This window comes from Streptomyces sp. NPDC004732, assembly GCF_040609235.1.
In the GTDB taxonomy this organism is placed as follows: domain Bacteria; phylum Actinomycetota; class Actinomycetes; order Streptomycetales; family Streptomycetaceae; genus Streptomyces.
Genome location: NZ_JBEXJR010000006.1, coordinates 296028 through 309338, shown reverse-complemented (window position 1 = coordinate 309338; position 13311 = coordinate 296028). Strand labels below are relative to the sequence as shown.

The window sequence follows — 13311 nt, the reverse complement described above, 5'->3', positions numbered from 1 at the left end:
GTCCGTCAGTGGCCGCGCCACCAGGTGAGGAAGCGCTGCCACGCCCCCTTGGGCGGGGCGGCCTCGGGTGCAGGGGCCGCGGCGGGCGCCGCCGACGGCGGAGCGGCCGGGGCGGCGGGCTCCGGGCGGCGCGGCGGCGGGGACGACACCTGCCAGTCCCTGCGCGGTGTCGGCATCTGCGCCGAGGGGCGGGCCATCACGTCCTGCGGCGGGCGCGGCGCGAACTTCACCGGCAGCGCCACCAGATGCCGGGACATGATCGACGACGTCCACCGCAGGTCCCGCTCGTCGATGGCCAGTTCGACGTCCGGCAGCCGCATCAGGAGCGCGTCGACGCCGGTGTCCGCGATGGCGCGGCCGATGTCCTGGCCGGGGCATTCGTGCGGGCCGCCGCTGAACGCGAGGTGCGAGCGGTTGCCCTGCATGTTGGCGGCGAGGTCGGGCCGGACGACCGGGTCGACGTTGCCCGGCGCGATGCCCATGATCAGGCCGTCGCCCGCGCGGATCCGCTGGCCGCCGAGCTGGGTGTCCTGCTTCGCGAAGTAGCCGACCATCGCGCTGAACGGCGGCTCGTCCCACAGGGACTGCTCGACCGCCTCGGGGACCGTCATCTGGCCGCCGCTGAGCTGGGCGCGGAAGCGCGGGTCGGTGAGGACCATCCGCACCACGTTCGCGATGAGGTTGGCGGTGGCCTCGTACGCGGCGATGAGCACCAGGCGCAGATGCGCGCCGACCTCGTCGTCGGTGAGCTGCGCGGGGTGCGCGATGAGGCTGCTGGTGAAGTCCTCCTCGGGGTTGGCGCGGCGCCGCGCCACCAGCCCCATCAGGACCTCCATCACGTACGCGTTGCTCGCGATGGCGGTCTCGGTGCCCTTGATCATGTCGCGGGCGGACTGCACCATCCGCTCGTTGTACTCCTCGGGCATGCCGAGGACGTGACACATCACCATCATCGGCAGATGCTCGGCGAACTGGCTGACGAGGTCGGCGTGGCCGTCCTGGCAGATGTCGTTGAGCAGGTGGTTCGTATAGCGGTTGATGTAGCGGCGGATGCCGCGGTGGTCGATGCCCGACATGGCGCCGGTGACCGCGCCGCGCAGCCGCTGGTGCTCGTCGCCCTCGACGAAGCTGCACATCGGCTGCCAGGTGAAGACGGGCGCGAGCGGGTGGTCGAGGCCCGCGCTGCCGTCCTGCACGGCCCGCCAGCTGCGCGAGTCGCGGGTGTACTGCGAGGGGGTGCGGACCATGTGGAGGTTCTCGCTGTGGCCGAGCACCGCCCAGATCGGCACGTCGTTGTGGATCAGCACGGGCGCGACCGCGCCGTGCTCGGCGCGCAGCTTCTCGTACAGACCCGCGAGGTCGGTGTCCGCCTCGGGGCCGTAGATGCGGCGCAGACCGCCGGGGCCGAGGCCGTGGGCGGGACAGCCGGGTGGCGCGGCGGCCGTGTAGTCGGTGGCGTCGGTGGCATCGGTGCCGGGCCAGGAGGGGGGAGGAGTCGTCACTGTCGTCGCTCCGGATTTCACTGGAGGGGGCCGGGGGGGGCTGGGTAACGGGGTGCGGCGCGGTCAGACGCGGGCCACGGTCAGGGAGTGGAGGTAGCGCATCAGGGTCATCAGGACGTCCCTGCTCGACTCCTTGCGGCGGGCGTCGCACGCCATGATCGGCACGGCGGCCTCCAGGTCGAGCGCCCTGCGCAGGGTCTCGACCGGGTGGTGGGGCGCGTCGGGGAAGTCGTTGACGGCGACAACGAACGGCACGCCGCGCTCCTCCAGGCGGCCGATGACGTCGAAGCTGACCTCCAGGCGGCGGGTGTCGATGAGCACGACCGCGCCGAGCGCGCCTTCGAAGAGGCCGTTCCACAGGAACCAGAAGCGTTCCTGGCCAGGGGTGCCGAAGAGGTAGAGGACGAGCTCCTCGGAGATGCTGATGCGCCCGAAGTCCATCGCCACGGTGGTGGCCGTCTTGGAATCGGAGCCGTAGTTGTCGTCGACTCCGATGCCCGCCTGGGTCATCGTCTCCTCGGTGGTCAGCGGGCGGATCTCGCTCACCGAACCGACCATCGTCGTCTTGCCGACCCCGAACCCGCCCACGATCACGACCTTCACGGCGGCCGTGGCCGTGTGCGGCAGGACGTCCTCACTGCGGGGGCCGGTGATCGTGTCCGTGTTCTTAGAGCTTCTGAAGTCCATGCATCACCGCTTCGAGAAGGGATCGGTCGGGGAGCGCGGAGCGGACGATGGGGGCGCGTGCCTGTACGAGCTCGGTCGCCAGTAACTCCGTCAGGACGACGGTCACGACGGAGAACGGCAGCGCCATATAGGCCGACAGCTCGGCGACGGACAGCGGCGTCGTGCACAGCCGCAGTACCGCCGAGTGCTCGGGCTGGGCCGTGGGGGACGCCTCGCCCTGCGCCACGATCAGGGTGACGAGGTCGAGCGGTGCCCGCTCGGAGTCCTCGCCCGTGAGGATGTACAGCCGCTCCGGATTCTCGGGGCTGCGGCGCTCCCGCTGGGGGGTTGCGTCGCGCTGCGGCGGGACATCGCCCTGTTGCGGGCCGCGAGGGGGTTCTTGCGGAGGAGTCATACGGCCTGCCCGTCGCGCCGGGGCGGGCTCGTCAGATGTGCCCCGATGCGTACGACGAGGTCACGCATGCGGGTGCCGATGAGGCCCGCGTCGACGGTCTCGTCGGCGAGCACCGCGAGGTAGGCGCCCGCGCCCGCGGCCATCAGGTAGAAGTACCCGCCGTTGATCTCGATGATGACCATCTTCATCCCGCCGTCGCTGTGCGGGATCTCGGTGGCCACGGCCGCAGCGAGGCTCTGCAGCCCCGCGCAGGCCGCGGCGATGCGGTCGGCCGCGTCCGGATCGCCGCCGTACCGCGCGATGCGCAGACCGTCCGCGGAGAGCACCACGATCTGCCGGGTCTGTGGCACCCCGTCGGCGAGCTCCTTCAGCATCCAGTCGAAATTGGCGCGTTGCTGGATCACTGCCAGTCCCTCTCGTCGGCGCTGCCGTGGTTGTTCCGGGTGGTTCCCCCCGGCGGGAAGGAGCTGTCCGTCGTGGAACCCTCCGGGGTGGCCGTGTGTGGTGGCAGTGGGTCGGGGTCGGTGGGGTCGGCCGGGTCCTCGCCCTTGACGCCCTTCATGAACGCCTCGATCCAGAGGCCCGGTTCGGGCTCCTCCCGCTTGGGCGCGGGGGGCTGTGCGGTCGCCGCGGCGTGCGCCTCGGCGATCCGCTGGGCCTCGGCCTCCTGCGCGTAACGCTCGCTGAGGGAGACCTTGACGCGGCTGCGGCGCTGCGGCAGGCCGCCGGGCGTCCACTCGGTGACCTCGGGGACGTCGTCCTCCATGGTCGCGGTGAGCGGGGAGCGCAGCGGCGGGCCCGCGGTGACGACGCGGGGCTTCTTGCGGCGGATGTTGCGGGCCGGTTCCTCGATGGTGCGGCCGCTGTTGTCCACGCGGGGCACGGCGGAGGCGCCGATGCCGTGGGCGAGGCCGGGCGCAGGCCCGGTGGTGATCATCTCACGCGGCACGATGAGGACCGCGCGGACGCCGCCGTAGGCGGACTGCCGCAGGGAGACCTGGAGGTTGTACATCTGCGAGAGGCGGCCCACGACGGCCATGCCGAGGCGGGGCGTCTCACCGAGGTCGTTGAGGTCGATGCCCGCCTGCGCCTGCTCCAGCATGCGCTCGGCGCGGGCCCGCGCCTCCTCGCTGAGGCTGACGCCGCCGTCCTCGATCTCCACGGCGATGCCGGTCTGCACCTCGACGGCGGTGACGTGCACCTTGGTCTGCGGGGGCGAGTACCGGGTGGCGTTGTCGAGGAGTTCGGCGCAGGCGTGGATGAGCGGTTCGACGGAGGTGCCGTGGATCGCGACGTTGGCGATCGAGTGCAGCTCCACGCGCGGGTAGTCCAGGATCCGGGACATCGCGCCGCGCAACACGCTGAACAGCGGTACGGGCTTGGGCCACTGGCGGCCGGGGCGGGCGCCGCCGAGCACCGCGATGGAGTCGGCGAGCCTGCCGATCAGTGCGGTGCCGTGGTCGATGCGGAGCAGGTCGTCGAAGACCTCGGGGTTGCGGCCGTGGAATTCCTCCATGTCGCGCAGTTCCGCGGCCTGTTGGTGGACGATCGACTGGACGCGCCGGGCGATGTTGACGAAGGCGCGCTGCGCGGATTCACGCATCGCTTCCTCGCGGTCCAGGGTTTCGAGAACGGAGCGAAGCAACTCGCGCTGCGAGTCGGGGAGTTCGCTGTAGGCCTCGTTCTTGTCGACGACGTTGCGGACGACTTCCACGGGCGACTCGCCCTGCCGCAGGCGCCAGAGCGCGTCGGGCAGGATCTCCCGGCCCAGGCGCACGGTCTCGTCGTCGTGGGATGCGATGCGCCGTTCGAGGAAGGCGAGCCGCTGTGCGTACTGCGTGCGCTGCCCCCGGATGGTCCGGCCGCGCCGCACCGCTTCGGCGCCGACCGCGATGACCATGAGGGTCGCGACGGCGCCGCACCAGACGACGGCGGGCCGGGCCGGTTCCGCCACCGAGGCGACGGCGGCTCCGGTCGCCGCCGCCATCAGCATGGCAGGCAACAACAACACGCGCGCGTAAGGGACTTCTCGGCCACCGGGAGGCGATTGAACACTCACCATGTATGCCCTCTGAACACTCGTCTTGGGGGATATGACGTCTTTGGGGGATGACAGAACATATGGAGGGGGATGACGAAACGAACGATCGAAAGATTGGGGAACAAGCGCGCGAAAGCGTCGTAACGCGTCCAACTCGCCGCGCTCCGGGCGAGCTTAGTCCGCCGGAATCATCGCCGAGTCATATTCGGCAACCCCCTGCAGAGCGGACGTCAAGAGGCATACACTCTGCTCTTTTGCACAGCTGGCGATCATTCGAACACATGGAGTGACACGTCGAACGCCCGGAAAAAGCCGAACGGGCGCGCCCCACGACCACCTGGTCGAGGGACGCGCCCGCAGACGCGACAGGGGCCGGACCCGGCCCACCGGATCTCAGCCCACCGAGCTGTACGCCACCACACCCCGCAGGAGCTGATCGACGGCCTTGCGGGCGTTCTTCGCGACCGTGCTGCCTTCGCGCGGGGCCGCGGCAGAGATCTGCCCGAGGACGTCGATGACCTGCTTGCACCACCGCACGAAGTCACCGGCCGGCATCTCGGCCTCGCGCAACACCTCGTCCAGGCCCTTGTCGTTGGCCCACATGTACGCCGCCCAGGCGAAGCCGAGGTCGGGCTCGCGCTGACCGACGCCCTCCGTCTGGCTGATCTTGAACTCTTCCTCAAGACCATCCAGGTGGCCCCAGATGCGCACCATCTCGCCCAGCGACGCCTTCACGGCACCCGACGGCAGCTTGGGCGCAAGCGCGTCGTCGCCCACCCGCGCCTCATACACCAACGCCGAGACGCACGCCGCCAGTTCGGCCGGGCTCAGACCTTCCCAGACACCGGCCCGCAGGCACTCGCTGGCCAGCAGGTCAAGCTCCCCGTACAACCGGGCGAGCCGCTTGCCGTGCTCGGTGACCTCGTCGCCCCGCAGATAGTCCAGCTCGGTCAGGAGCGCGACGATCCGGTCGAAGGTGCGGGCGATCGTGTTCGTACGCCCCTCGATGCGGCGCTCCAGCTGCGAGGTGTCACGCTTGAGGCGGTGATACCGCTCGGCCCAGCGCGCGTGGTCCTCGCGCTCGTCGCAGCCGTGGCAGGGATGCGCGCGCAGCTCCGTGCGCAGCCGGGCGATCTCCTGGTCGTCGGCGGCCGTCGCGCGGCCCTTGCGGTGCCGGTCCGGGACGATGTGCCCGGCCTTGGTGCGCAGCGCGGACGCCAGGTCCCTGCGGGACTGGGGCGAGCGCGCGTTGAACGACTTCGGGATGCGCATCCGGTCCAGCGCCTCGACCGGCACCGGGAAGTCCATCGCCGCGAGCCGCTTGACCTGCCGCTCGGCGGTGAGCACCAGCGGCCGCGGCCCGTCGACGTGGTCGAACCCGCGGTGGCCGTTGGCCCGCCCGGCGGGCAGCCCCGGGTCGAGGACGAGGGCGAGGCCCGCGTACTTCCCCGTGGGCACGTGGATGACGTCCCCCGGCTTGAGCTTCTCCAGGGCGGCGGCAGCGGCGGCCCTGCGCTGGGCGGCGCCCTGCTTGGCCAGCTCGTTCTCGCGGTCCTTGAGCTCGCGGCGCAGCCGCGCGTACTCGTCGAAGTTGCCCAGGTGGCAGGTCATGGAGGCCTTGTAACCCTCCAGTCCCTCTTCGTTCTTCTGCACCTGCCGGGAGATGCCGACGACCGACTTGTCAGCCTGGAACTGTGCGAACGACGTCTCCAGAAGCTCGCGCGAGCGGTGCCGCCCGAACTGCTCGACCAGGTTCACCGCCATGTTGTACGACGGCTTGAAGCTGGACCGCAGCGGGTACGTGCGCGTACCGGCGAGGCCCGCCAGGTGCTCGGGGCTCATGGCGCGCTGCCAGAGCACCACCGCGTGGCCCTCCACGTCGATGCCGCGGCGCCCGGCACGACCGGTCAACTGCGTGTACTCACCCGGGGTGATGTCGGCGTGCTGCTCGCCGTTCCACTTGACGAGCTTCTCCAACACCACGCTGCGCGCGGGCATGTTGATGCCGAGCGCGAGGGTCTCGGTGGCGAAGACGGCCTTCACCAGGCCGCGCACGAACAGCTCCTCGACGACCTCCTTGAAGGTCGGGAGCATGCCCGCGTGGTGCGCCGCGATGCCGCGCTCCAGGCCCTCGAGCCATTCGTAGTACCCAAGGACATGGAGGTCCTCGTTCGGGATCGAGGACGTGCGCTCCTCGACGATCTCGCGGACCTTCATCCGCGCCGCGTCGTCGTTCAGCCTCAATCCCGCGTACAGACACTGCTGGACCGCCGCCTCGCAGGCGGCCCGGCTGAAGATGAACGTGATGGCGGGCAGCAGGCCCTCGGCGTCGAGCCGCTCGATGACCTCGGGGCGCCCCGGCGTCCAGACCCGCGACCGCTGCCGGCGCTCCCGCTCCCGGTCGGCCTCGCGGATCATCTTGCCCTTGCGGCGATCGCGCGGGTTGTACGAACGGCTGGCCTCCATGCGCGCCATGCGCGTGAGGTCGGGGTTGACCGCCTTCTTCTGGCCCTCCCCCTCCTCGAAGAGGTCGTACATCCGGCGCCCGGCGAGCACGTGCTGGAAGAGCGGCACGGGCCGGTGCTCGGAGACGATCACCTCGGTGTCACCGCGGACGGTGTCGAGCCAGTCGCCGAACTCCTCGGCGTTCGACACCGTGGCCGACAGGGAGACCAGCGTGACCGACTCCTGCAGGTGGATGATCACTTCCTCCCAGACGGCACCGCGGAAGCGGTCGGAGAGGTAGTGCACCTCGTCCATGACCACATAGCCGAGGTTCAGCAGCGACTGCGAGCCCGAATACAGCATGTTGCGCAGGACTTCGGTGGTCATGACGACCACCGGGGCATCGCTGTTGACGCTGTTGTCGCCGGTGAGCAGGCCGACCTTGTCCGCGCCGTACCGCTTGGCGAGGTCGGAGTACTTCTGGTTGGAGAGCGCCTTGATGGGCGTGGTGTAGAAACACTTCTTGCCCTGCAGCAGGGCGAGGTGCACGGCGAACTCGCCGACGATCGTCTTGCCCGAGCCCGTGGGGGCGGCGACGAGCACGCCCTTGCCCGCCTCCAGCGCCTGGCACGCCTCGATCTGAAAGGGGTCGAGGCCGAATTCGTACATCTCGCGGAAGGACGCGAGTGCGGTGGCCTGCTCGACAGCGCGCTTGCGCGCCGCCGCATACCGCTCGGCCGGTGAGAGGTCCTCTGTCATCGTGCTTTCGAGACTACCGGCCACCACTGACAACGGACGATCATTATTGGAACAGGGGTGGAACGGGCCAGCTCACGGGGCGTGCGCCGCGGCGCTCACGGCCCCAGGACGCGCACGGCCCCCGGCACGCACTCCGCGGTCAGCGGCAGCGCGCCGAGCGGCTCACCGTCCGCGTACCCCGTGATGCCGGACGCGGCGAGCTCGACCCGGGCCGCGCGGTGCACGGTCACCTTCGGATGGTCGAGGTGCGTTCCCTTGTAGACCCGCGGAAAGACCTTGAGCAGCGTCGTACGGCTGCAGTCGCCCACCACGGTGACGTCGAACAGGCCGTCGCTCATGTCGGCCCCGGCACAGATCCTCATGCCGCCGCCGTACGAGGTTCCGTTGCCGACCGCGACGAGCGTGGCCTCGACCTCGTGGACGGCGCCGCCGTCCAGCGTGATCCGGTACGGGATGGGCTTGAACGCCGCCAGCTCCGCGACCATCGCGAGGTCGTACTTGAAGCGCCCCGTGGGCCACCGCATCCGGTTGCCCCGGTCGTTGACCCGCGAGTCGAACCCGGAGGCGAGCACCGTCCCGAACCACGTCCCGCCGACCCTCCCCAGGTCGACGTCGCGCAGCCGCGCCCCCTTGAGCGCATCGGCCACGATCTCCCCCGCGGCGGCCGGCTCGCGCACCGGCAGGCCCAGGGCCCGCGCGAAGTCGTTGCCGGTCCCCACCGCGATCACCCCCAGCGGGGTGGACGTCCCGGCGACGGCCTGCAGCGCGAGGCTCGCCATGCCGTCGCCGCCGACGGCTATCAGTGCCCCGGTGCCACCGTCGACGGCTTCGCGGGCCCGCCGCAGCGCATCGGGGGCGTCCTCACCGATGACCGTTCGCACGGAGAAGCCGCGGGCCCGCAAAGCGGAAGCGGCCGGTTGCGCTGCGTGAGCGCCCCGGCCGCGGCCCGCGGTGGGATTGACGAAGAGGGTGATCTCGCTGGTCACTGGGGTCCCCCCGGACGGAGTTTGAGGGAGGACCCTACAAGATCAGGTCACATCGTCGAAACCGTTGACTCGCTGATCGCCCCGTCCGGTGCCCGCCTGCTCGGGCAGCGCCCGGGGCGGCCGCACCGATTCGACCCCGTCGACGGCCTCGGGCGTCAGGTCGATGTCGGAGGCCTCGTCGTCGTCCAGCTCGGCGTCCGGATCGTTGCGGCGGCGGCGCTTGTCGTTCAGGAACGAGACGCCGACGGCCAGGAAGTAGAGGACGACGATCGGTCCGGCGAGCGCGATCATGCCGACCGGGTCGGTCGTCGGGGTCGCCACCGCGCCGAAGATGAAGACGCCCATGACCACGCCGCGCCACCAGGTGAGCATGCGGCGGCCGGTGACCATACCCGTCATGTTGAGCATCACCAGGAGCAGTGGGAGCTCGAACGAGGCACCGAAGACGAGGACCATCCTGACGGTGAAGTCGAGGATCGTGTCCATCGGCAGCAGGTTCGCGGCGCCGTCGGGCGTGATGCCGAGCAGGACGCGCATGCTGACGGGGAGGATCGTGTAGGCCAGCCAGGCGCCTCCGAAGAAGAGCGGCACGGCGGCGGCGACGAACCAGTACGTGTACTTGCGCTCGTTCTTGTGCAGCCCCGGCGCGACGAACGCCCACAGCTGGTACAGCCACACCGGGCTGGACACGATGATGCCGACCATGAGGCTGACCTTCACCGTCGTGGTGAAGGGCGAGAGCAGGTCGTTGAACGTCACGGTCGCGCAGTGGCCACCGGTCTGCTTCATGCCGGGCTCACAGCGCGGCACGGGGTCAGCCAGGAACTCCATCAGCTCCTGGCTGTAGAACGCGGCCACGATCGACACGATCGTGATCGCGAGGAGCCCCTTGGCGAGCCGGTTGCGGAGCTCGCGCAGGTGCTCCGCGAGAGACATCCGCCCCTCGGGGTCCTTCTCCTTCTTGCGGGCAGACTTGAGCAACCCACGTCCTCATCTCGTGCGGCAGGCCGACCGTCGTCGCCGGCCTTGGATCAGCGCTGCGTCGTACGGTCGGTCGGCTCGGTGACCGGGCGCGAGCTGGTCACATCGCCGGGGGCAGCCTGGATCGTGCGCGGCTGGACGGCAGGGTCGCTCGGCGGGTCGGCCGGAGCGGCTGCTTCGTCCTTGCTCTCGGACTTCATGGCCTTGGCCTCGCTCTTGAGGATGCGGGCCGACTTGCCGAGGGAGCGCGCCATGTCAGGCAGCTTCTTGGCACCGAAGAGCAGGACGATGACGACGAGGATGAGAATGATCTCGGTGGGGCCGAGCCTACCCATAGCTGTATACCTTCTTCACCGAGGCGACAGGAGTCTGGTTGCTCGGCAGACCGGACATACATCCGATCTCCCGCGCTGGCAGCGATCGTAACCCCCCGGGGTAAACGCTCGGCAATCCCCGCGCATACTCCGAGTACGGCCCCCGCCTCGATCCCGGGCCGTATTAGCAGCGTACCCGCCCACCTCGGGGAGTTGACAGGTCGCGGACGCTAAAGAGCCTCTCGCCCCGCACGCGCCACACCGGCCGCTGCCTTCTCCAGGTCCTCCGCCGCCCTGTTGATCTTCCGCGTGGTCTCGGTCACCTGCTGCCCGAGACGCTGCGCCTCCACAAAAACCTTGATCGCCAGTACGCCGAGGACGGCGAGACCCAAGAAGCCCGCCGCGATCGCGAGCATCGCCCAGAACATGCGCCGAGCCTAGACGGTCGAGTGCAGGCGCAGCGTCCGCACCCCACCGCCGGTGAGGAGTTCGACGATGCGCTCGCCCGCGGGCTTGCGCACCGCGGTCTCGCACTCGGGGCACGTGAACGAGTAGAAGGTGGTGCGGGGGCTGGCGCCGATCGCCAGCCGCAGCGAACCCGCGGAGAGCTCGAAGCGGGCCCGGCAGTCGGGGCAGGCGGCCGTGAAGAGGACGGGGGCGGGACGCGGCTGCGCGGGCACCCCCGGCAGTCCGGACATCGTCGGTGTGCTCAACGCCCATGCTCCTGACTGTCGTGACCCTCGTGCGCCCCGAGGTCCCTCTCATACGCCTCCAGGGCCGCGCGGGCCGCCTGCCGCGCGCTGTCCGCGAGCTGGGCCGGAGAGACGATCCGCCCGTCCCCGCCCAGACGCAGCGCGAGGCGGCGCAGCGAGGCGGGCTCAGGGGTGCGCAGCGTGATCCGCAGGCCGCCGTCGGGCAGCTCGTCGGCGCTGTCGTGCGGGTAGTACTCGGCGACCCAGCGGCCGCCGGGGCCGACCTCGACGACGACCTCGGGATCCTCGGCCGCGGGCTGCACGAGACCTTCGGAGAGGTCCCTCAGCTCCACCTCGGGCGGCGCCGACGGCTCGTCCAGGATCTTGATCTCGGCGACCCGGTCGAGCCGGAAGGTGCGCCGGGCCTCGGAGCGGCGGCACCACGCCTCTACGTAGGTGTGGCCGACGCTCACCAGGCGGATGGGGTCGATCTCCCGCTCGGTGACCTCGTCGCGCGCGGGCGAGTAGTAGCGGATCCAGAGCCTGCGCCGCTCGGAGATGGCCCGGTCGACGTCGGCGAAGACACCGCCCTCGGACTCGAACGTCACCGAAAGGCGGGAGCTGGCGCCCGCCGCCTCGCCGGCCGCGGTCTCCAGCTTCGCGGTGGCACGCAGCAGCGCGAGCCGGTCGCTCTCGCGCAGGCCGGGCAGCGTGGACACGGCACGGGCGGCCACCAGCAGGGCGGTCGCCTCGTCGGCGGCGAGGCGCAGCGGGGCCGCCACGTCGTCGGGGTTGTGCCACCAGATGCGGTCGCCGTCGGTGTCGATGTCCAGCAGATCACCGCCGCGGAAGCTCGTCCCGCACAACGGCAGCACGTCGAGGTCGGAGATCAGCTCGTCCGTGGTGATGCCGAAGGCACGCGCGACGTCGCCGACGTGCGCCCCGGGGCGCTCCCGCAGATAGGTCACCAGCGACAGCATCCGCCGCGTCTGGTCGATGGCGTTCGAGGCCATTGCTCTGTCCGCTTCCCCTCAGCCCTTGGCCACGGCACGCAGCCGGTCCACGACGTCGGCCCGCAGCTCGGCGGGCTCGATGACCACCACATCGGGCCCGAACTCCACCAGCCAGGCATCGAGGCCGTGGCCGTACGGAATCTCCAACTCGTCCCACCCGTCGCCCAGTTCCCGCACCGCGACGGCCTTGGACCGCAGCGGGTAGCCCGCGCCGGTGCGCAGCCGGATCAGGGCGGTGCGGTCGGCGGTCTCCCCCGCCCAGCTCGCGACGGTCTCGCGGACCGTGACGACGTCCGGGACGTCCGCGGTGTACTTCCCCGCGCGGGCGCGCACCTTGCCGGTGATGCGGGAGAGCCTGAAGACACGCTCGGCGCCCCGGTCCCGGTCCCAGCCCGCCAGGTACCAGTGGCCGCGCCAGCACTCCAGCGCCCAGGGCTCCACGTGGCGCTGCTCGGGGCGGACCGCGGTGGCCTTGCGGTAGTCGAAGACGACGGGGCGGCGGTCCCGGCAGGCCAGCATCAGCGGCTCGAAGGACGCCTCGTGCGCGGGGATGCGCGGCTCGAGGGCGCTGTGCGCCCCGTAAGGATCGACGTCCTCGGGCAGGCCCGCCGCGCGCAGCTTCTGCAGGGCGCCGCTCGCGGCACCGGCCAGGCGGGCCTGCTGCCAGACCTTGGCGGCCAGACCGAGCGCCGCTGCCTCCTCGGCGTCGAGCGTGATGGGCGGCAGCCGGTTGCTGTCGCGCCGGGCGAGGTAGCCGACCTCGCCCTCCAGGTTCTCGACGGTCTCGATGACCAGACCGAGCTCGCGCAGATCGTCCTTGTCACGCTCGAACATCCGGTTGAAGGAGTCGTCGGACCCCGCCTCCAGATAGGCCTCGATCGACTCGCGCAGCTCGCGCTTGCTGAGCGGCCGCCGGGTCCCGAGCAGACACAGCGCAAGATTCATCAGCCGCTCGGCCTTGGCAATGGCCATCGACGCCCTTTCTCGGCTGTTCAGATTGTGCTTCCGACCGATGACCGTACCGCCCCGGGGTGTCCGGGCAAAAGCCGAGGGCCCATGCCGGACAGGCATGGACCCTCAGCGAAAGGATCAGGTCACAGACGTCCTCAGACGGAGACCAGGTCGCAGACGAAGATCAGCGTCTCGCCCGGGGCGATGCGGCCGCCACCGGCGCCACGGTCGCCGTAACCGAGGTGGGCCGGGATGGTCAGCTCGCGCCGGCCACCGACCTTCATGCCCTGCACGCCCTGGTCCCAGCCGGAGATGACCTGACCGGCACCCAGCTGGAACTCCAGCGGGTTGCCGCGGTTCCAGCTCGCGTCGAACTCCTCGCCCGTGCTGAAGGCAACGCCCACGTAGTGGACCTTGACGAAGTCGCCCGCCTTGGCGACCGCCCCGTCACCCTCCCAGATCTCCTTGATCTGAAGCTCGGTCGGCGGCTCGCCGACGGGGAAGTCGACCTCGGGCTTGTCAATGCTCACGAAATGCTCCTGCTTT

At 70.5% G+C, this 13311-nt stretch carries 14 protein-coding genes; all 14 read right to left on the bottom strand.

What is annotated here, in order from left to right:
- Window positions 1-5: 5 nt before the first annotated feature.
- Window positions 6-1502 carry a cytochrome P450 gene (locus ABZV77_RS20065; protein ID WP_356258349.1) on the bottom strand — a complete coding sequence of 499 codons (1497 nt, stop codon included), beginning with the start codon at window positions 1500-1502 and terminating at the stop codon, window positions 6-8.
- Window positions 1503-1565: 63 nt separating this feature from the next.
- A complete protein-coding gene (locus ABZV77_RS20060) occupies window positions 1566-2189 on the bottom strand; it encodes an ATP/GTP-binding protein (RefSeq protein WP_356258346.1) in 624 nt (207 codons plus the stop codon).
- Window positions 2170-2583 (bottom strand): DUF742 domain-containing protein, encoded by a 414-nt coding sequence (locus ABZV77_RS20055; protein ID WP_306335964.1) that lies wholly within the window; start codon window positions 2581-2583, stop codon window positions 2170-2172. The genes ABZV77_RS20060 and ABZV77_RS20055 overlap by 20 nt, the downstream gene beginning before the upstream one ends.
- The gene (locus ABZV77_RS20050; protein ID WP_055556816.1) at window positions 2580-2987 is read right to left on the bottom strand and encodes a roadblock/LC7 domain-containing protein; all 408 of its coding nucleotides are present in this window, start codon (window positions 2985-2987) and stop codon (window positions 2580-2582) included. The genes ABZV77_RS20055 and ABZV77_RS20050 overlap by 4 nt, the downstream gene beginning before the upstream one ends.
- Window positions 2984-4645, bottom strand: coding sequence for an ATP-binding protein (locus ABZV77_RS20045; protein ID WP_356258343.1), 1662 nt, complete (start codon window positions 4643-4645; stop codon window positions 2984-2986). The genes ABZV77_RS20050 and ABZV77_RS20045 overlap by 4 nt, the downstream gene beginning before the upstream one ends.
- A 372-nt stretch (window positions 4646-5017) precedes the next feature.
- Window positions 5018-7828 (bottom strand): DEAD/DEAH box helicase, encoded by a 2811-nt coding sequence (locus ABZV77_RS20040; protein ID WP_356258340.1) that lies wholly within the window; start codon window positions 7826-7828, stop codon window positions 5018-5020.
- A 95-nt stretch (window positions 7829-7923) separates the two neighbouring features.
- Window positions 7924-8814 carry a diacylglycerol kinase gene (locus tag ABZV77_RS20035; protein WP_356258338.1) on the bottom strand — a complete coding sequence of 297 codons (891 nt, stop codon included), beginning with the start codon at window positions 8812-8814 and terminating at the stop codon, window positions 7924-7926.
- 42 nt (window positions 8815-8856) lie between these two features.
- A complete protein-coding gene (gene tatC / locus ABZV77_RS20030) occupies window positions 8857-9750 on the bottom strand; it encodes a twin-arginine translocase subunit TatC (protein WP_356258998.1) in 894 nt (297 codons plus the stop codon).
- A 95-nt stretch (window positions 9751-9845) separates the two neighbouring features.
- Window positions 9846-10130: a Sec-independent protein translocase subunit TatA gene (gene tatA, locus ABZV77_RS20025; RefSeq protein ID WP_356258336.1), complete on the bottom strand. Its 285-nt coding sequence runs from the start codon at window positions 10128-10130 to the stop codon at window positions 9846-9848.
- A gap of 209 nt (window positions 10131-10339) precedes the next feature.
- Window positions 10340-10537 carry a hypothetical protein gene (locus ABZV77_RS20020; RefSeq protein ID WP_356258333.1) on the bottom strand — a complete coding sequence of 66 codons (198 nt, stop codon included), beginning with the start codon at window positions 10535-10537 and terminating at the stop codon, window positions 10340-10342.
- A gap of 9 nt (window positions 10538-10546) precedes the next feature.
- Entirely contained in the window at window positions 10547-10807 is a 261-nt protein-coding gene (locus tag ABZV77_RS20015) for a hypothetical protein (RefSeq protein ID WP_356258996.1), read from the bottom strand.
- Window positions 10808-10818: 11 nt separating this feature from the next.
- Window positions 10819-11814 carry a WYL domain-containing protein gene (locus ABZV77_RS20010; protein ID WP_356258331.1) on the bottom strand — a complete coding sequence of 332 codons (996 nt, stop codon included), beginning with the start codon at window positions 11812-11814 and terminating at the stop codon, window positions 10819-10821.
- Window positions 11815-11832: 18 nt separating this feature from the next.
- Window positions 11833-12786, bottom strand: a complete 954-nt coding sequence (locus tag ABZV77_RS20005) for a WYL domain-containing protein (RefSeq protein WP_356258329.1) — start codon at window positions 12784-12786, stop codon at window positions 11833-11835.
- A gap of 134 nt (window positions 12787-12920) precedes the next feature.
- The gene (locus tag ABZV77_RS20000; RefSeq protein ID WP_356258326.1) at window positions 12921-13295 is read right to left on the bottom strand and encodes an FKBP-type peptidyl-prolyl cis-trans isomerase; all 375 of its coding nucleotides are present in this window, start codon (window positions 13293-13295) and stop codon (window positions 12921-12923) included.
- Window positions 13296-13311: the final 16 nt, after the last annotated feature.

Bases quoted from the DNA above. Each gene is read 5' to 3' on its own strand.
- ABZV77_RS20060 (WP_356258346.1), bottom strand. From the start codon at position 2,189: ATGGACTTCAGAAGCTCTAAGAACACGGACACGATCACCGGCCCCCGC.
- ABZV77_RS20055 (WP_306335964.1), bottom strand. From the start codon at position 2,583: ATGACTCCTCCGCAAGAACCCCCTCGCGGCCCGCAACAGGGCGATGTC.
- ABZV77_RS20045 (WP_356258343.1), bottom strand. From the start codon at position 4,645: ATGGTGAGTGTTCAATCGCCTCCCGGTGGCCGAGAAGTCCCTTACGCG.
- ABZV77_RS20040 (WP_356258340.1), bottom strand. From the start codon at position 7,828: ATGACAGAGGACCTCTCACCGGCCGAGCGGTATGCGGCGGCGCGCAAG.
- tatC (WP_356258998.1), bottom strand. From the start codon at position 9,750: ATGTCTCTCGCGGAGCACCTGCGCGAGCTCCGCAACCGGCTCGCCAAG.
- tatA (WP_356258336.1), bottom strand. From the start codon at position 10,130: ATGGGTAGGCTCGGCCCCACCGAGATCATTCTCATCCTCGTCGTCATC.
- ABZV77_RS20020 (WP_356258333.1), bottom strand. From the start codon at position 10,537: ATGTTCTGGGCGATGCTCGCGATCGCGGCGGGCTTCTTGGGTCTCGCC.
- ABZV77_RS20015 (WP_356258996.1), bottom strand. From the start codon at position 10,807: ATGTCCGGACTGCCGGGGGTGCCCGCGCAGCCGCGTCCCGCCCCCGTC.
- ABZV77_RS20010 (WP_356258331.1), bottom strand. From the start codon at position 11,814: ATGGCCTCGAACGCCATCGACCAGACGCGGCGGATGCTGTCGCTGGTG.
- ABZV77_RS20005 (WP_356258329.1), bottom strand. From the start codon at position 12,786: ATGGCCATTGCCAAGGCCGAGCGGCTGATGAATCTTGCGCTGTGTCTG.